We start from the raw sequence: 17,564 nt of genomic DNA, 5'->3' as shown, positions 1-17,564 counted from the left end.
ACAGTCCCGGACAGCCGTCAGAAGGTCAGGCTCCAGCTGTTGATGTAGCCGGTGTCCTGGCTGTAGACGTCCTGGACGCTGAGCTTCCAGGTGCCGTTGGCGCTCTCCGAGGAGGCGTTGACGGTGTAGGTCTCGTTGACGTTGTCGGCGGAGTCCCAGCCGGAGTCCTTCAGCCGGTAGGACGTGCCGTCCGGTGCGATCAGGTCGATGACGAGGTCGCCGCGGTAGGTGTGGACGATGTCCACGCCGACCTGGAGGTTGGACGGCGCGTTGCCGCTCTGGTCGCTGATGGTGATGGACGAGGTGACGGCCGAGCCGGCGTCCGGGATGGCGACGTCGGCGGTGTTGTCGTAGGTGTCACCGGTCCCGCCGCCGCCTCCGGGGCGGGCGCCGACGTTCACGGCCGCCCAGGCGTGGGCCACCGCTTCGTGGGTCGCGCTGCCCGCGCCGAAGAGGTCGGCCGCGGCCTGCAGGGTCGCGGTGCGGGCGCCGGCGTAGTTGGTGCTGGAGGTCATGTACTCGGTCAGCGCCTTGAACCAGATCTTCTCGGCGTTGCCGATGCCGATGCCGGTGACCGGAAGTCCGTCGTACGTGGGGCTGTCGTACTGGACGCCGTTGATCGTCTTGGCGCCGCTGCCCTCGGACAGCAGGTAGAAGAAGTGGTTGGCGACACCCGAGGAGTAGTGGACGTCGACGCCGCCGATGCCGGAGTACCAGTAGTCCTTGGAGCTGCCGTCCTTGGAGGGCTCGTCCATGTAGCGCAGCGGCGTGCCGTTGCCCCGGATGTCGATCTTCTCGCCGACGAGGTAGTCGGCGACGTCCGTGGTGTTGCCGGCGTGGAACTCGACGGCGGCGGCGAAGATGTCGGAGGTCGCCTCGTTCAGGCCGCCGGACTCGCCGCTGTAGGTGAGGTTGGCGGTGGCGGAGGTGACGCCGTGGGTCATCTCGTGCGCGGCCACGTCGATCGAGGTGAGCGGCTTGGCGTTGCCGTCGCCGTCGCCGTAGGTCATGCAGAAGCAGGAGTCCTGCCAGAAGGCGTTGACGTAGGCGTTGCCGTAGTGGACGCGGGTGCGCGCGCCGACGCCGTCGCCCCTGATGCCGCTGCGGCCGTGGACTTCCTTGTAGTAGTCCCAGGTCAGAGCGGCGCCGTAGTGGGCGTCGACGGCGGCGGTCTGGCGGTTGCCGGGCGTGCCGTCGCCCCAGACGTCATCGGCGTCGGTGAAGAGGGACCCCGAGCCGCTCGTGCCGTTGTTCATGTCGTACGTCTTGTGGTCGCCGCGCCCGGAGTCGGTCAGCGTGTACGAGGGCGAGGTGCCGAGGGTGACCTGGCCGGCGTACTGGCTGTTGCCGGTGCCCTGGTGGACGCCCTGCCAGCTGCGGAGCTCCTTGCCGGTGGTGGCGTCGGTGACGACGTGGAACTCGTTGGGAGTGCCGTCCTCCTGGAGGCCGCCGGTGACGGTCTCCCAGGCGAGGACGGGGGTCTTGCCGCCGGCCCAGATGACCTTGCGGGGCGCCCCGGTGGCGATGGCCTTGGCTCCGGCCTCGTCCTTGGCCGTGGTCAGCGCCTTCTTCTTCGCGGTGGTCGCGGAGACCTTGGTGCGCGTGGTGGGGACCTTGATGGGCTTGCTGGTCGCCTTGGTGACGCCCTCGTGCTTGCCGCTCTTGCTCTCGTGGACGACGAGGTCGCCGCCGAGGACGGGCAGCCCGGCGTAGGTGCGCTCGTAGCGGGTGTGGGTGGTGCCGTCCCGGTCCTGGACGACGTCCCGGACGCGCAGCTTCTCCTTGCCGCCGAGCTTCAGCGTGTCGGCGGTCTTGGCCGCGTCCGCCGCGGCGTCCTTGAGCAGGTCCGCCCGCTTGGCGGGGGACAGGGAGACGGGCAGGGCGTCCTTGTCGGGACGCGGCGCTGCGGAGGCGGGGGAGGTCTGGACGCCGACGGCGAGCATCGCCGCCGTGGTGATCAGGGCGCAGGCCGCGGATCTGCGGCGTGCGGCACGGGGGGTCGGTCTCACACGGTCTCCTTCGACTGCGGCCGTCACTGGGTGGGTGTACGGCCGGGAGTTCCGGCACGGCTGGGTGGACCGGGCCGGTGGAGCACGGCGGCGCGCGGCGCTGCGCACTGCCGGGAGGGGTGTGTGGGGGGTGGCCGATCAGCCGGTCACAGCGTCTCAGCCGCGGGGGCCTCATGTCAGGGTCGCGTCAACAACTTGGCCGGAATCTGTCCGGTGAGCGAATAAGGGCCTGCCGGATAGCGGACAGGCGGTCGGGTGGGGGCAAGTCCCGATGGGAAGCGGACGGGACCTGGCCGGAAACATAAGGAAGCGGTGGTAAACCGGCGGGAAATCGACGAGAAACCGACAGGCAACGGACAGGCGCCGAGCGGGCGGCAGACGGACAACGGGCAGGCGGGGCGGGCCGGCGGAGCGGCCGGCGATGCCGGCACCGGCTCGGTGGCCGGGTATGGTGCTGTGGCTGAAAACAATCGGTCGGTGTGCGGGTGGCCGGTCTCAGGCGAGGCTTTCCAGCCATGCCCGGTGCAGTTCCGCGAACCGCCCCTCGGCGCCGATGAGTTCGGCCGGGGTGCCGTCCTCCACGAGCCGGCCGCCGGCCATCACGAGCACCCGGTCCGCGATCTCCACCGTGGACAGCCGGTGCGCGATGACCACCGCCGTACGGCCCCGGAGCACCGTCTCCATGGCGCGCTGCACGGCCCGCTCCCCGGGGACGTCCAGCGAGGACGTCGCCTCGTCGAGGATCAGCACCCCCGGGTCGGCCAGCAGTGCGCGGGCGAAGGCCACCAGCTGCCGCTGGCCCGCCGAGATCCGGCCACCGCGCTTGCGGACGTCCGTGTCGTAGCCCTCCGGAAGCGCGGCGATGAACTCATGGGCGCCGATGGCCCGCGCGGCCCGCTCCACCTCCGCACGGCTCGCGTCGGGGCGGCCGATCGCGATGTTCTCGGCCACGGTGCCGGAGAAGAGGAACGCCTCCTGGGTCACCATCACCACCCCGCGCCGCAGCTCCGCCCCGCCCAGATCCCGCAGATCGACACCGTCGAGCAGCACGCGGCCGGCCGTCGGGTCGTAGAAGCGGGCGAGCAGCTTGGCCAGCGTGGACTTGCCCGCCCCGGTCGCGCCGACCACGGCGGTCGTGCTGCCCGCCGCCAGGGTGAGGTCGAAGCGCGGCAGTACCTCACCTCCGGTGCGGTACGCGAAGCGCACCCCGTCGAAGACCACCTCCCGGCCGGGCCGGCCCTCCGGCCGCGCCGGCAGCGTCCGGGGCTCGGCCGGCTCCGGGACGGTGGGGCGCTGGGCCAGCAGACCCGCGATCTTCTCCAGCGAAGCCGCCGCCGACTGGTAGGAGTTGAGGAACATGCCGAGCCGGTCGATCGGATCGTAGAGCCGCCGCAGATAGAGCACGGCGGCGGCCAGCACGCCGAGCGCCAGACCGCCCGACGCCACCCGGTGGGCGCCCCAGAGCACGATCACGGCCACCACCGTGTTGGCGACCAGCCGCGAGGAGACCACATAGCGGGCCATCTCCAGGATCGCGTCGCCGTTGACCCGCTCGTGGCGGTGGTTGAAGCCATGGAACTCCCGGTCGTTGGCGGCCTCGCGCCGGAACGCCTGGACGGGGCGGATCCCGTTCATCGTCTCCGCGAACTTCACGATGACCCGCGCGATCGCCGTCGAACGCTTGCCGTACACCACCTCCGAACGGCGCCGGAAGCGGCGGATCAGCAGATACAGCGGGCCGAAGGAGAGCACCGCGGCGGCGCCCAGGCCCAGGTCCAGATAGAGCAGCAGCGCGGAGATGTAGACCACCGAAAGGGCGACGCTCAGCAGCTCCTCCAGCCCCTCGTTCAGCAGCTCGCGCAGGGACTCCACATCCGTGGTGGCCCGGGAGATGAGGCGGCCGGAGGTGTAGCGCTCGTGGAAGTCGAGGCTCAGCGCCTGCGCGTGCCGGAAGATCCGGCCGCGGAGATCGAGCAGCACGTCCTGGCTGATCCGGGCGGCGATCAGGACATAGGCGTACTGGAGGCCGCCGGAGAGGAGGGAACAGAGCAGATAGGCCACCGCCACGGCCGTCAGCGGGCCGTGGTCGCCGGAGCGGACGGCGGGCACGGCTCGGTCGATGGCGAACGCGACGAGCAGCGGGCCGGCCTGGACCGCCGCCTCCTTGAGCAGCAGCAGGACGGCCGCGACGGCCACCCGGCGGCGGCCGGGACGCAGCAGCGAGCGGAGCAGCGCCCGCGCGGCACCCGGGGGCGCGGGCAGCGTGTCGCGGTCGAACGAGTCGGGGGTTTCGGGGGCCACCTGGGCGGCGGCGGTGGCGGCGGGGGTGGTGCCGGGCGCGCCGGGCTCCGCCGTTCCGGAGGAGCCCGGAGGCGCGGCGGCCGGGGCGCCGGCGGCGGTGGCACCGGTGGCCGGGACCGGGGCCGGGGCCGGGGGAGCGGCGGTCGCGGACCGGCCGTCGCCGGCCCCTTCGGGATCGCCGTCGGTGCGTTCGGAGGCCGGAGCGGTCATCGGTGGGTACCTCCATCCGCCCCGGCGGGGCCGCGGTGGGTCGGGACAGCACCGGTGGGCGCACTGCTGGGCGCACCGCTGTGCGCACCCCCGTGCGGAGAGCCCTTGCCGGGCGCGTGCTCCGGCGGGCCGCCGGCCGGATCCCCGGACATCAGGGTGCGGTACTCCGGTTCGCGGCGCAGCAGGTCCCGGTGGGTGCCGACGGCGGTGATCCGCCCGCCGGACAGCAGGGCGACCCGGTCGGCGAGCAGGACTGTCGACGGGCGGTGGGCGACGACCAGTGCCGTGGTGCCGGAGAGGATGCGCCGCAGCGCCGCCTCGACCAGTGCCTCGGTGTGCACGTCGAGAGCGGACAGCGGGTCGTCCAGGACCAGGAAGCGGGGATCGCCGACGACGGCCCTGGCCAGCGCGAGCCGCTGCCGCTGGCCGCCGGAGAGGCTCAGCCCCTGCTCGCCGACCTGGGTGCGGACCCCGTGCGGGAGGGCGTGCGCGAACTCCGCCTGTGCGACCGCCAGGGCGCGGTTCAGCTGCTCCTCCCCGGCGCCGTCCGCGCCCATCAGGACGTTCTCGCCGACGGTCGCCGAGAAGAGGGTCGGGTCCTCGAAGGCGACGGCGATCAGCTCCCGCAGCCGGGTCCTCGGGAGCCGGGCGATGTCGGTGCCGTCCAGGGTGATCCGGCCACCTGTCACCTCGTAGAGGCGGGGAACGAGGGCGGTGAGTGTCGTCTTGCCGCTGCCGGTGGCCCCCACGAGGGCCATGGTCTCGCCGGGGCGGATGTGCAGATCGACGCCGCGGAGGGTGGCGGGGGCGCCGGCCGGGGCGTCGGGATAGCGGAACTCGACGTTCTCGAACCGGAGTCCGTCCGCGGTCGCGGTCGCGGTCGCGGTCGCGGTCGATGCCCGTGCGGGTGCGGAGGACGGCGCCGGGGTCGGGGCGCCGGCCCGGGAGCGCTGCTCGGGCTCCTGGCGGACGGCGGGCCCGGGGCCGCCGGGAGCGGCCGGCGGGGTCTCCGCCGCACGGGCCTCTCCGGACGGCGCGGACTCCGCGGACGCCGGAGATTTCTCCGGGCCGGGAACGGGGCTGGAGACGGGCCCGGGCCCGTCTCCGGGGCGGCCGTCGGAGCCCGCCGACACCGCCGCCGCCCCTTCCGGGCCGGCGGTGTCCTCCGGGAGCGGGGTGTCCACCACCTCGAAGTGGCGTTCCGTGGCCGTCGCCGAGTCCTGGCTCATCGCCAGCAGGAAGCCGATGGACTCCACCGGCCAGCGCAGCGCCAGGGCCGTCGACAGGAAGGCCACCAGCGTGCCCGCCGACAGCGTGCCCTCCGACACCTGCACCGTGCCCAGCACCAGGGCCGCCCCGAGCGCCAGTTCGGGCAGGGTCACGATGACGGCGAGCAGCCCGGCGAGCAGCCGCGCCTTGTACAGCTCCGTGCCGCGCAGCCTGTCACTCAGCTCGCGGAAGGCCCGGGCCTGGCTGCGATGCCGTCCGAAGCCCTTGATGACCCGGATGCCGAGCACGCCCTCCTCGACGACGGTCGTCAGATCGCCGACCTGGTCGCGGGCGGTGCGGGCGGCGAGGGAGTACCGGGCCTCGAAGAGCGAGCACAGCACCACCAGCGGCAGGACGGGGGCGAGCAGCACCAGGCCGAGCGTCCACTCCTGGCTCAGCAGGATCGCGCAGCCGGCCAGGATGGTCACCGAGTTGACCAGCAGGAAGGTCAGCGGAAAGGCCAGGAACATGCGGAGCAGCTGCAGGTCCGTGGTGGCGCGGGACAGCAGCTGACCGGAGGGCCAGCGGTCGTGGAAGGCGACCGGCAGCCGCTGCAGGCGGCGGTAGAGGTTCGCACGCATGGCCGCCTCGACGCCGGCCAGCGGGCGGGCCACCAGCCAGCGCCGCAGCCCGAACAGCCCGGCCTCGGTGATGCCCAGGAGGAACAGCAGCCCGCCGCCGAGCCAGACGCCGCCCGGATCCCCGGCGGCGACCGGGCCGTCCACCATCCACTTGAGGACGAGTGGGATGACCAGCCCCAGGCAGGAGGCGGTGACGGCGACCCCGGCGGCCGTGAACAGCCGCGCCCGCACCGGGCGGACGTACGGCCACAGCCGCAGCAGGGTGCGGACGGTGGACCTGCGGGGGGCGGGCGGCTCGCCGGCGCGCTCCACGGCCTCCGGGCCGTCCTGTGGAGTCTGCGGTTCCGTCAGGGCGGCCGGGGCCGCGGGGGCGGTGAGGGCTGCGGCGGAGTCGGTGGGAGGAGGCATCACCGAGGAGACTACGGCGGGCCACTGACAGGTCTCATCCCGTTTTCGGTCATGGCCAAAGCTTCGGGCGGGCCCGCGGCGACCCGGTCGCCCGGGCGGCGGTGCGGGCGCCGGACCCGTCAGCCCCCGGGCCGGTGGAGCACCCTGAACAGCCGGACGGAGCGCGGCGGCAGCGTCACCGCCGTACCGGCCGGGTGGCGGGTGCCCGGCGGCCCGGTCTGGTCCTCGCGGGAGGTGTCCACCAGCAGCTCGTACCGCTCCGCCCAGGGCGGACCGGGCAGGGTGAACGGCAGGGGCTCGTGGCCGGCGTGCAGCACGGCCAGGAAGCTGTCGTCCGTCACCGGGCCGCCGCGCTCGTCCCGGCCGGGGATGTCGCGTCCGGAGAGGTACATCCCCAGGGTGGCGGCCGGCGCGTGCCAGTCGGTCTCGGTCATCTCACGTCCCTCCGGGGTGAACCAGGCGAGGTCGCGCAGCCCGTCGGGCCCCTGCGGGCGCCCGGAGAAGAAGGCCCGGCGGCGCAGCACGGGGTGGGCGCGGCGCAGCGCCGTCAACCGTGCGGTCAGCGCGCGCAGTTCCCGCCACTCCGGGACGCCGGGCAGCGACCAGTCGACCCAGCCGGTCTCGTTGTCCTGGCAGTAGGCGTTGTTGTTGCCCCCCTGGGTCCGGCCCATCTCGTCACCGGCGACCAGCATCGGTACCCCGGTGGAGAGCAGCAGCGTGGTCATCAGATTGCGCAGCTGCCGGCGGCGGAGCGCCGTGACGGCGGGGTCGCCGGTCTCCCCCTCGGTGCCGCAGTTCCAGGAGCGGTTGTCGTCGGTGCCGTCGCGGTTGTCCTCGCCGTTGGCCTCGTTGTGCTTCCGCTCGTAACTGACGAGGTCGCGCAGGGTGAAGCCGTCGTGCGCGGTGACGAAGTTGACGGAGGCGTACGGGCGGCGGCCGCCCCAGGCGTAGAGGTCGCTGGAGCCCGAGAGGCGGTAGCCGAGGTCGCGGAGGGCGGGCAGCGCGCCGCGCCAGTAGTCGCGCACGGTGTCGCGGTAGCGGTCGTTCCACTCCGTCCACAGCGGCGGGAACGCGCCGACCTGGTAGCCGCCCGCGCCGACGTCCCACGGCTCGGCGATGAGCTTGACGCGGCGCAGCACCGGGTCCTGGGCGATGACGGCGAGGAAGGGCGACAGCATGTCGACGTCGTGCATGGAGCGGGCGAGGGCGGCGGCGAGGTCGAAGCGGAATCCGTCCACGCCCATCTCGGTCACCCAGTAGCGCAGCGAGTCGGTGATCAGGCGGAGCACCTGGGGCTGGACGACGTGGAGGGTGTTGCCGCAGCCGGTGTAGTCGGCGTAGCGGCGCGGATCGTGCTGGAGGCGGTAGTAGCCGGCGTTGTCGATGCCGCGCAGCGAGAGGGTCGGGCCGAGTTCGCCCCCCTCGGCGGTGTGGTTGTAGACGACGTCGAGGATCACCTCGATACCGGCGGCGTGCAGGGCGCGCACCATCCGCCGGAACTCGCCGACCTGCTCACCGCGGGTGCCGGAGGCGGCGTACGCGGCGTGCGGCGCGAAGTACCCGACGGAGTTGTAGCCCCAGTGGTTGCGCAGGCCGCGGCGGAGCAGATGGTCCTCGTGGGCGAACTGGTGGACGGGCAGCAGTTCGACGGCCGTCACCCCGAGTTCGGTCAGGTGCCCGACGGCCGCCGGGTGGGCCAGCCCGGCGTAGGTGCCGCGCAGGTGTTCGGGCACCCCGGGGTGCCGCATGGTGAAACCGCGGACGTGCAGCTCGTAGATGACCGAATCGGCCCAGGGGGTCTTCGGGCGGCGGTCGTCGGCCCATTCGTCGCCGGGCGCCTCGTCGACCACCACGCCCTTGGGGACGTACGGGGCGGAGTCGCGGTCGTCGCGGACGGTGTCCGCCACGTGCTGCTCCGGCCAGTCGCGCACGTGTCCGTGGACGGCGGCCGGCATCCGGCCGTCTCCGCCGCCGTCTCCGCCGCTGCCCGGTGCGGCGCCGCGCGGAGCGGCGAACTCCCCGTCCACCGCGCGGGCGTAGGGGTCGAGCAGCAGCTTGGCCGGATTCCAGCGGGCTCCCGTCCACGGGTCCCAGCGGCCGTGTACCCGGAAGCCGTACCGCTGTCCTGGGCGCACGCCGGGGAGGAAGCCGTGCCAGATCCCATGGGTCAGCTCGGTCAGCGGATACCGGGCCTCCGACCCGCCGTCGTCGAACAGGCAGACGTCCACCGCCTCCGCACCGCCCGCCCAGAGGGCGAAGTTGGTGCCCGGAACCCCGCCCGGCCCGATGTGGAAGCGCGCGCCCAGCGGTGCGGGACTGCCCGGCCACACCGGTGGCGCCACGGAGGGCGGCGCGCCGGCGGGCCGGTGTCCGTTCACGGCGGGCAGCGGCACCGGGCCCTCCTCCCGTCCGGGCCGGCGCTCCTCCCGCTCCTCGGCTGCGCTCGACACGTGGTGGCCTCCGGCGGCTCGCGGCATGCCTCCCGTCGCGGCGCGGCTGCCGGGAGGGCGCTGGCGGTCACGGCGCGCGGGTGCGCGCGGCGTCCCTGCCGCGCCCCGGGCGCCGTGGCCCTTCCGTGCATGTCTGCCCGCTCGGCGGGCAGCCCTCACGTACCCGCGTCATCTCGGCTTTTGGGACGGATCCGTGACACGGCGGAACGGACCGCGGCGGCCCTTCATGTGGTTTTCTGATCGGCATGCGCGCCGGCTCATCGCGCGCAGGGGGATGCGGCCCGGTCCATGGGGTGGGCGGCCGCGCGAGGGGAGACAACAGTGAAGACGACGCGGCGTATGGCGGGGGTTCTGGCGGCCGGCCTGCTGGTCCTGGGGGCCAGTGCGTGCGGTGAGGACAAGAAGGCGGACGGCGGCCAGGACGGCAAGCCCGGCTCGGTGGACACCAAGCCGTCACGGGCCGTCGTGAAGATCACGCCCAAGGACGGCGCCGACGACGTGGTCACCAACGGCGTGCTCAAGGTGACCGCGGAGAAGGGGAAGCTGACCTCCGTCACGGTCAAGGACGACAAGGGCAACAAGGTCGCCGGCAAGGTGAGCGGGGACGGCAGCGTCTGGAAGCCGACCGGCCACCTGGGCTCCGCCACCGAGTACACCGTCGACGCGGTGGCCGAGGACTCCGAGGGCCGGGAGGCCGCCGGGCACGCGAGGTTCACGACCTTCGTGCCGGAGAACACCTTCATCGGCTACTTCACACCGGAGAACGGCTCCACGGTCGGGGTCGGGATGCCGGTGTCGATCCGCTTCAGCCGCGGCATCACCGACCCGGCCGCCGTGGAGCGGGCCATCGAGGTCGAGGCCAGCCCGTCGGTGCCCGTCGAGAGCCACTGGTTCGGCAACGACCGGCTGGACTTCCGGCCGGAAAAGTACTGGGCCAAGGGCACGAAGGTGACGCTCAAGCTCAACCTGGACGGTGTCGAGGGCCGCCCGGGGGTCTACGGCGAGCAGTCCAAGACCGTGAAGTTCACCGTGGGCCGCAGCCAGGTCAGCGTCGTCGACGTCAAGACCAAGAAGATGACGGTCAAACGGGACGGCAAGGTGATCAAAACCCTGCCCATCACGGCCGGCGCCCCCGCCACGCCCACCTACAACGGGCAGATGGTGATCAGCGAGAAGCACAAGATGACGCGGATGGACGGCGCCACGGTCGGCTTCGGCGGCGAGTACGACATCGAGGACGTCTCCCACGCGATGCGCCTCTCCACCTCGGGCACCTTCATCCACGGCAACTACTGGGCCGGGCAGGGCACGTTCGGCTCGGCCAACGTCAGCCACGGCTGCGTCGGCCTCTTCGACGCCCGCGGCGGCGGCGTCAAGTCCACCCCCGCGGCCTGGTTCTTCGACCGCTCGCTCCTCGGCGACGTCGTGATCGTGAAGAACTCCAAGGACAAGCAGATCCAGCCGGACAACGGCCTCAACGGCTGGAACATGGACTGGGACGAGTGGAAGGCCCCGCAGTAGCCGGCGGTCGTCCGGCCGCGGCCGCGGACCGCAAGGGCGCGGCGGCACCGGGCCCGGTGCGTGCACGGTCACACGGCGGATCCGCCCCGCTGTGACCAAGCGCACCGGGCCCTTCCCCGTGAACGGCCGCTAACCTGCGGGGCATGACTGTGAACCTTGAGGTCGCCGAGGGCGTCGCCACCGTCCGCCTGGACCGCCCGCCCATGAACGCCCTGGACATCGCCACCCAGGACCGGCTGCGGGAGCTGGCCGGGGAGCTCACCGACCGCGACGACGTGCGCGCCGTCGTGATCTGGGGCGGCGAGAAGGTGTTCGCGGCCGGCGCGGACATCAAGGAGATGCGGGTCATGGACCACGCGGCCATGGTCAAGCGCTCCAAGGCGCTCCAGGACTCCTTCACCGCCATCGCCCGCATCCCCAAGCCGGTCGTCGCGGCCGTCACCGGGTACGCCCTGGGCGGCGGCTGCGAACTGGCGCTCTGCGCCGACATCCGGATCGCCGCCGACAACGCCAAGCTCGGCCAGCCCGAGATCCTGCTCGGGCTCATCCCGGGCGCGGGCGGCACCCAGCGGCTGGCCCGGCTCGTCGGCCCGTCCCGGGCCAAGGACCTGATCTTCACCGGCCGCCAGGTGAAGGCGGAGGAGGCGCTCGCCATCGGCCTGGTCGACAAGGTCGTCCCCGCCGCCGAGGTCTACGAGGCCGCGCACGCCTGGGCGGCGCGGCTCGCCAAGGGCCCGGCCATCGCGCTGCGCGCCGCCAAGGAGTCCGTGGACGCCGGTCTGGAGACGGACCTGGACACCGGCCTGGCCATCGAACGCAACTGGTTCGCCGGCCTCTTCGCCACCGAGGACCGCGAGACCGGCATGCGCAGCTTCGTGGAGGACGGCCCGGGCAAGGCGAAGTTCGCCTGACCCCTCCGTGCCGGTGCCCGCGGCGGCCTCCGGGACCCGGGGCGGCGGAACACACGAGCGTCGCCCGGTCCGGGAGGGCCGGGCCCGGCCGCGGCCACCGCTGGGGCGGGGAGGCGGTGGCTCCGCGCTCTCCACGGCCGGGCGCCCGGACCGTCCGTCCCGCGCTGCCGCCGGGCTCCCGGGACCGTCGGTGCCCGCGGCCGGCGGCCCCGGCGGCGGTTCGTCCCGGGCCGGCGCGCCGGCGCGCCGTTTCCGCCCGGCCGCGTGCGGCGGGCCTCGTCCAGAGGCGCCGCGCGGTGGACGCGGCGCGGCGGGTTCCGTACGGCGGGTTCGGTAGGCGGGAGCCGCGTCCGGTCACCCGGTTCGCGTAGACGGCCGGGGACGGCGACCCCAACGCGGTGCAATCCACTGCTACCAGTCCGTAACCGCGCTCCGTTCCCCAATCATGTGGGCATGGCGGGCCTGGAGAACGGGGAGCAGCCGCGGCATGCGGGCGGCACTGCCGCGGCGGCGCGCCGGGCACTCTCCTCCGGCGAGGAACGGGCGCTGGAAACCCTCCGGGTCCTGGGCGATCCGACGGCGGACGAGGTGGTGTTCCCCTCCCGGCCCGAGTCGGCCGGGGAGGCCCGCCGGCTGGCTCACTCCGTCGTGGTGTGGCAGTGGGGACTCTCCCCGCGCTGCGCGGAGAACGTGGTGCTGCTCGTCTCGGAACTGGTCGGCAACGCCGTACGCCACACCGGCGCCCTGACGTTCGGGCTGCGGATGCACTGCCGGCGAGGCCGGATCAGGGTCGAATTGCGCGATCCCTCCCGGGGGCTGCCCTGCCTGATGCCGGTACGGGAGATGGACGTCAGCGGGCGGGGGCTGTTCCTGGTGGACACCCTCTCCGACCGCTGGGGAGTGGACCTGTGGCCGCTGGGCAAGACCACCTGGTTCGAGATGCGGATCGCCGAGCGCTGACCGGGCCGGGCCGGGCCGGGGACGCGAAGAGGCCCCGGCCGCCCCGCGGTCGACGGGGCGGGCACGAGGCCTGTCCGGGTGCGCTGTGCCGGGATGTGAGCCGCCGTGGAGCCGAGGGGGGTGTCTTCACGGCACTTCGGTGCGATGGCCCGGGTCAAGGGATCGCTGTGCCGACTATGGCAGACGGGGTGACCCGCGTCCAAAGAGACAAACGCGGCGGAGTGGAGTGAAGTCCTCAGGACGGCCCGGGCATCAGGGTGAAGTGCGCCACTCGTTCCGGGACCCGGCGGCCGGGGCCGGGGCCGGGAGGGAGACCCGCGCCGGACCGGATTCCCGGCCGGCGGAGGCCCGGGCGGCCGGAGCGGCCGGACCGCGGGCCACCAGCAGGGCCTCCGCTCCCACCGGCCGGAAGCCGGCCGCCTGGAAGGCCCGCACACTCGCTGCGTTACCGGGCGCCTGCTGTGCCCAGACGGGTGCGCCGCCCGGGACGAGATGCCGGGCCGCGGTGGCGAGGGCCCGGCCGAGGCCCTTGCGGCGGGCGGTGCCGTCCACCTCGACGGCCGCCTCCCAGCGGCCCGCGACCCCCCGGCCGAGGACGAGCACCCCGCCGTCGGCGGCCCAGACCCGCACGGCGTCGCGGTAGGCGAGGGCCCGTCTCACGCGGGGGTGGTCCCGGTCGGCGATCTCCGTCAGCGCGAGCTCCGGCGGACCCGGCAGCGGCGCCGCGACGGTGATGAAGTCGACGTTGTTCACCAGCCGGCCGGTGCGGGCCATGAGTTCGGCGAGGAAGGGCGCGGAGAGCGGCGCGGCGAGGGGGTCGCTCTCCACGGCCGCCAGCCGCTCCCGGACCCACTCCGGGTCCTCGTCGGTGAAGATCACGGCATGCGCGGTGAGGGCCAGCACGCCCGCGTCCCGGGGGTTCGGCTGCGGCAGGACGGTCACCGAGCCGTCCGCGGGCGGGAACACGCCCCGCGCCGCGTCGTCCAGCAGGGCGGCGAAGCGGGAGCGGACGGCGGCGCCGCCCGCCGTCTCCGTCCCCGTGTCCATCTCGGTCAAGGCTCTCTTCTCCCTCCGGGGTTCCTCCCGGGCGGTCCAGCCTACGAGAGAGCCACGAGAGCCGGCGGGAGGGGACGGCGTGCCCGGGTGCCCGGCGGCACCGGCACCCGCGCGGCGGGGGCGGCACCCGCGCGGGCGCGGCCGGGTGACGCGGGCCGCCCGGGGCGCCGTTCAGCGGCGGCCGCGGTGCTGTGTACCGGCGCGGCGGCGGCGGTCGTTGCAGAGCAGGCACTTGCCGTAGCCGGGCGGCAGCGGATCCTCCGGGTCGCCGTACAGCGGGTCCACCGCGCCGCGCGGGTGCTGGGCGCACCCGGTGGCGCCGTGCTCCGAGACGAGGGCCGTGGCGGAGGCCAGGGCCCGGCGCAGCGCGTCGACGAGCTCCTCCGCCTGCTGGGCGGAGGGCGCCGAGGGGTCCAGGCCGAAGGCGATGTCCTGTGCGGTGCTGAGCGCGGTACGGAGCTCGCGCAGGTCTGCGTAACCCATGCCGCGACCCTAAGCGCTTCCGCCGACAGCCGGCCCCGGCGGTGCCCGGCGGAGGTCCGGCGGTGCGGCGGTGCCCCGGCGGAGGTCCGGGGGGTGTTCCGGCCCGGGCGGCCGCGTCCGCCGGGGCCGTTCGCCCGCCCGGAGGCCATCCCACCGGGGGAGGAAATCTCCCACCGCGCCTGAAGGATTTCCGGTATTGCGGGCGGGGGTTTTTCGGGGCGGTGTGACGGCTGTTGCTCCGGGCTTCACAGCGGTCGTATCCGTGCTACTGTCGATCTCAGTTGCAGTTGTGGTTCCCAGAGACTTCAAGTGCCCCCGCCGGCTCCGGCCCGGGAGCACTTTTGTATTTCCGGAGAATTTTCTCCGGACGGGGCAATCATTGCGGCGACGCGGAGGCTCACGCGGTGTGGACCTCCGGGCACTGCCCCGAATGGAGAAAAAATTATGGCTACTGGCACCGTGAAGTGGTTCAACTCGGAAAAGGGCTTCGGCTTCATTGAGCAGGACGGCGGCGGCGCCGACGTCTTCGCCCACTACTCGAACATCAACGCCCAGGGCTTCCGTGAGCTTCAGGAAGGCCAGAAGGTGAGCTTCGACGTCACGCAGGGCCAGAAGGGCCCGCAGGCGGAGAACATCGTTCCCGCCTGACGCTGACACCGGCGCGGCACGACGACGAGCTGCGGCCCGCACCTTTCGGGTGCGGGCCGCAGCTCGTTCTGCCGTACGGGGTCCGGCCGCCGCGGCGGCCGGACCGCCCCGCGAGGCGGTGGCCGTCCCGCGACGGCGGCCGGCGTCACCGGATGAATCCACGGGGTTCCCCGCCGCGGTACGGCGCCTCGCCACGGTGCTCCATCGCGGCGCGCGCCGGCGGTGTTCCGTGCGCCGTTCCGTACGCCGTTCACCCGTTTCTTTCACCTCCCGGCAATCCGGCCGTTGCATGCCGGATTCCGCCGGTTGATTCAGCGCGTCGGCCGAAATATGCCCGGCCCGGCCGTTATTCCGTATGCCAGTGGCTCGTTCTTGCGATTCCCCGTGCGGCTCACCGCCCTTTGCGGGATTTCCTCGATACGCGCCCCGTCGAGGAGGTTCGCATGAACCGCACAGCCCACAGCCAGGACCGCTACTCCCGCCCGCGCACCGGCGGTGGCTCCGCCCCGTACGGCGGCGGACGCTCCGGCGGCCAGGGCCGGCGCCGTTCGGGCGGCGGCCGTCCGGGCGGTTCCGGCGGCTACGGCCGCCGCTCCGCCGGCCCGCAGGGGGAGTTCGCCCTGCCGGTCACCATCACTCCGGCGCTCCCGCCCGTCGAGGACTTCGCCGCCCTCGGCCTCCCGGACGGGGTGCTGAAGACGCTCACCGGCCTCGGGATGGTGCGGCCGTTCCCCATCCAGGCCGCGACCCTGCCGAACTCCCTGGCCGGACGCGACGTCCTGGGCCGCGGGCGCACCGGCTCCGGCAAGACCCTCGCCTTCGGCCTGGCCCTGCTCACGCGGACCGCCGCCGTCGGCCGCCGCGCCGAGCCGCGCCGGCCGCTGGCGCTCGTCCTCGTCCCCACCCGGGAGCTCGCCCAGCAGGTCACCGACGCCCTGACCCCGTACGCCCGGGCCCTCTCGCTGCGGCTCACCACCGTGGTCGGCGGGATGTCGATCGGACGCCAGGCGTCCGCGCTCCGCGGCGGCACCGAGGTGGTCGTGGCGACCCCGGGACGGCTCAAGGACCTGATCGACCGCGGTGAGTGCCGGCTGGACCAGGTCGGCATCACCGTGCTGGACGAGGCCGACCAGATGGCCGACATGGGCTTCATGCCGCAGGTCACCGCGCTGCTCGACCAGGTCGTGCCCGGCGGTCAGCGGATGCTGTTCTCCGCCACCCTCGACCGCAACGTCGATCTGCTGGTGCGCCGCTACCTGAACGACCCGGTGGTGCACTCGGTCGACCCGTCCCAGGGCGCCGTCACCACCATGGAGCACCACCTGCTGCACGTCCACGGTGCCGACAAGTACGCGACGACGACGGAGATCGCCGCCCGCGACGGCCGGGTGATCATGTTCCTGGACACCAAGCACGCCGTGGACAAGCTCACCGACCACCTGCTGAAGAGCGGGGTCAGGGCGGCCGCCCTGCACGGCGGCAAGTCGCAGCCGCAGCGCACCCGGACCCTCGGCCGGTTCAAGACCGGGCACGTCACCGTGCTCGTCGCCACCAATGTCGCGGCGCGCGGCATCCACGTCGACAACCTCGACCTGGTCGTCAACGTGGACCCGCCGACCGACCACAAGGACTACCTGCACCGCGGCGGACGCACCGCGCGGGCCGGTGAGTCCGGCAGCGTCGTCACCCTCGTCCTGCCCAACCAGCGCCGGGAGATGACCCGGCTGATGACCCTGGCGGGCATCACCCCGCAGACCACGCAGGTGCGCTCGGGCGATGCCGAGCTCACCCGCATCACCGGCGCGCAGGCGCCCTCGGGCGTCCCCGTCGTCATCACCACACCGGCGTCGGAGCGCCAGGAGCGCGGTGCCTCCTCGGGCCGCGGGCGGCGCGGCGGTCCCTCCCGCTCCCGCCGGGCCTCCTCGGACCGGCAGCCGGGCGGCGACGCGGCCCGCCGGCGTCCGGCCCGCCGCAGCGCGGCCTGACACCGGGCACCGCACGGCGTTCCGTGTGACGTCCCCGTAAGGCACCGGCGTCCCCAACGGCGTCAGGTGCCTTCCGGGGACACGGCGAGCCCCGGCAGCGAAGAACCGCTGCCGGGGCTGTCGTATGTGTGGTGACGAGGGCTTCGCCGGTGCCGGGCCCGGGCTGTGAGCCACCGGGCACGGGGGCGTGGGACAAACAGCGCCGGAGGCCGCCCCGGCACGGGCCGTGCGGGGCCGGGGCGCCGCTCGCGGGGCGGCGCGCCGGCGTGCGTACGGAGCCGGTGACGCGGGGCGGCGGACGCCGGGACGGCCTCCTGGCCTACTGCTCGAAGTAGCTGAAGTCCCCGACCGTCCAGGCGCTCACGTCCTTGATGGCGATCCGGTACATCCCGCCGGTCTCGGGAATGCCCACGCTGCCCTGGAGGATCCGGGCCACGTGGAGATGCAGATGGGTGGGCGGCTCGCTGCGCTTGCGGTCGCCGTCCGCGGTGAAGATGGCCGAGAACGGCGACAGCCGGTCCGAGCCTCCCAGCACCTCGGCCACCCGCTGGCGCCACACGCCCTCGGGGGCGAGGCGTCCGGTGATGACGGCTCCGGGAACGACGACGGTGAGTGACATCTGATTGCTCTGCTCGGACTCCACGGTGGTGGCGATGTCAACCAGCAGATCATCGGGGTTCGACATAGGCGCTGACTCTACAGCGCGGGCGCCCGGCGCAGGCGGGTGCGGGTACCGCCGGAAGCGGGACGGCGGCCGGGCGGGGCCGGGAGC

At 73.7% G+C, this 17,564-nt stretch carries 12 protein-coding genes; 5 read left to right on the top strand and 7 right to left on the bottom strand.

What is annotated here, in order from left to right; all coding sequences use genetic code 11:
• Positions 1–17: 17 nt before the first annotated feature.
• The 4 genes from KBZ10_RS08615 to glgX all read right to left on the bottom strand — a co-directional run bounded on the left by KBZ10_RS08615 (position 18) and on the right by glgX (position 9,171).
• Positions 18–2,009, bottom strand: a complete 1,992-nt coding sequence (locus KBZ10_RS08615) for a M4 family metallopeptidase (protein WP_210986906.1) — start codon at positions 2,007–2,009, stop codon at positions 18–20.
• Between the two features lie 495 nt (positions 2,010–2,504).
• The gene (locus KBZ10_RS08610; protein WP_247701998.1) at positions 2,505–4,520 is read right to left on the bottom strand and encodes an ABC transporter ATP-binding protein; all 2,016 of its coding nucleotides are present in this window, start codon (positions 4,518–4,520) and stop codon (positions 2,505–2,507) included.
• Complete coding sequence (locus tag KBZ10_RS08605; protein ID WP_210986905.1) at positions 4,517–6,778, bottom strand: ABC transporter ATP-binding protein; 2,262 nt, start codon at positions 6,776–6,778, stop codon at positions 4,517–4,519. Before KBZ10_RS08605 ends, KBZ10_RS08610 begins: the two co-directional genes overlap by 4 nt.
• A 119-nt stretch (positions 6,779–6,897) precedes the next feature.
• Positions 6,898–9,171 (bottom strand): glycogen debranching protein GlgX, encoded by a 2,274-nt coding sequence (gene glgX / locus KBZ10_RS08600; RefSeq protein ID WP_374223325.1) that lies wholly within the window; start codon positions 9,169–9,171, stop codon positions 6,898–6,900.
• Positions 9,172–9,567: 396 nt separating this feature from the next.
• Between glgX and KBZ10_RS08595 the strand changes: the two genes are divergently transcribed.
• The 3 genes from KBZ10_RS08595 (at position 9,568) to KBZ10_RS08585 (ending at position 12,620) form a co-directional block, all read left to right on the top strand.
• The gene (locus KBZ10_RS08595) at positions 9,568–10,749 is read left to right on the top strand and encodes an Ig-like domain-containing protein (protein WP_210986928.1); all 1,182 of its coding nucleotides are present in this window, start codon (positions 9,568–9,570) and stop codon (positions 10,747–10,749) included.
• 143 nt (positions 10,750–10,892) lie between these two features.
• A complete protein-coding gene (locus KBZ10_RS08590) occupies positions 10,893–11,660 on the top strand; it encodes an enoyl-CoA hydratase/isomerase family protein (protein WP_210986903.1) in 768 nt (255 codons plus the stop codon).
• 453 nt (positions 11,661–12,113) lie between these two features.
• On the top strand, positions 12,114–12,620 hold the full coding sequence (locus tag KBZ10_RS08585) for an ATP-binding protein (RefSeq protein WP_210986902.1): 507 nt from the start codon (positions 12,114–12,116) through the stop codon (positions 12,618–12,620).
• Positions 12,621–12,872: 252 nt separating this feature from the next.
• Here the strand turns inward: KBZ10_RS08585 and KBZ10_RS08580 are convergent, their stop codons facing one another.
• Both KBZ10_RS08580 and KBZ10_RS08575 read right to left on the bottom strand, forming a co-directional pair.
• On the bottom strand, positions 12,873–13,667 hold the full coding sequence (locus KBZ10_RS08580; RefSeq protein WP_247702051.1) for a GNAT family N-acetyltransferase: 795 nt from the start codon (positions 13,665–13,667) through the stop codon (positions 12,873–12,875).
• A gap of 180 nt (positions 13,668–13,847) precedes the next feature.
• Positions 13,848–14,159, bottom strand: a complete 312-nt coding sequence (locus tag KBZ10_RS08575) for a hypothetical protein (RefSeq protein ID WP_210986901.1) — start codon at positions 14,157–14,159, stop codon at positions 13,848–13,850.
• A gap of 444 nt (positions 14,160–14,603) precedes the next feature.
• Between KBZ10_RS08575 and KBZ10_RS08570 the strand changes: the two genes are divergently transcribed.
• Both KBZ10_RS08570 and KBZ10_RS08565 read left to right on the top strand, forming a co-directional pair.
• The gene (locus tag KBZ10_RS08570) at positions 14,604–14,807 is read left to right on the top strand and encodes a cold-shock protein (RefSeq protein WP_210986900.1); all 204 of its coding nucleotides are present in this window, start codon (positions 14,604–14,606) and stop codon (positions 14,805–14,807) included.
• Positions 14,808–15,250: 443 nt separating this feature from the next.
• Positions 15,251–16,792 (top strand): DEAD/DEAH box helicase, encoded by a 1,542-nt coding sequence (locus KBZ10_RS08565; protein WP_210986899.1) that lies wholly within the window; start codon positions 15,251–15,253, stop codon positions 16,790–16,792.
• Between the two features lie 319 nt (positions 16,793–17,111).
• Here the strand turns inward: KBZ10_RS08565 and KBZ10_RS08560 are convergent, their stop codons facing one another.
• Positions 17,112–17,477 carry a hypothetical protein gene (locus KBZ10_RS08560; RefSeq protein WP_210986898.1) on the bottom strand — a complete coding sequence of 122 codons (366 nt, stop codon included), beginning with the start codon at positions 17,475–17,477 and terminating at the stop codon, positions 17,112–17,114.
• Positions 17,478–17,564: the final 87 nt, after the last annotated feature.

The organism is Streptomyces sp. F63 (assembly GCF_018070345.1).
GTDB lineage: Bacteria > Actinomycetota > Actinomycetes > Streptomycetales > Streptomycetaceae > Streptomyces.
Note: the sequence above shows the minus strand (reverse complement) of the source record. Positions and strands in the feature narration are given on the sequence as shown.

Bases quoted from the DNA above. Each gene is read 5' to 3' on its own strand.
- KBZ10_RS08575 (WP_210986901.1), bottom strand. From the start codon at position 14,159: ATGGGTTACGCAGACCTGCGCGAGCTCCGTACCGCGCTCAGCACCGCA.
- KBZ10_RS08580 (WP_247702051.1), bottom strand. From the start codon at position 13,667: ATGGACACGGGGACGGAGACGGCGGGCGGCGCCGCCGTCCGCTCCCGC.
- KBZ10_RS08560 (WP_210986898.1), bottom strand. From the start codon at position 17,477: ATGTCGAACCCCGATGATCTGCTGGTTGACATCGCCACCACCGTGGAG.
- KBZ10_RS08610 (WP_247701998.1), bottom strand. From the start codon at position 4,520: ATGACCGCTCCGGCCTCCGAACGCACCGACGGCGATCCCGAAGGGGCC.
- KBZ10_RS08590 (WP_210986903.1), top strand. From the start codon at position 10,893: ATGACTGTGAACCTTGAGGTCGCCGAGGGCGTCGCCACCGTCCGCCTG.
- KBZ10_RS08570 (WP_210986900.1), top strand. From the start codon at position 14,604: ATGGCTACTGGCACCGTGAAGTGGTTCAACTCGGAAAAGGGCTTCGGC.
- KBZ10_RS08585 (WP_210986902.1), top strand. From the start codon at position 12,114: ATGGCGGGCCTGGAGAACGGGGAGCAGCCGCGGCATGCGGGCGGCACT.
- KBZ10_RS08605 (WP_210986905.1), bottom strand. From the start codon at position 6,778: ATGCCTCCTCCCACCGACTCCGCCGCAGCCCTCACCGCCCCCGCGGCC.
- KBZ10_RS08565 (WP_210986899.1), top strand. From the start codon at position 15,251: ATGAACCGCACAGCCCACAGCCAGGACCGCTACTCCCGCCCGCGCACC.
- KBZ10_RS08595 (WP_210986928.1), top strand. From the start codon at position 9,568: ATGGCGGGGGTTCTGGCGGCCGGCCTGCTGGTCCTGGGGGCCAGTGCG.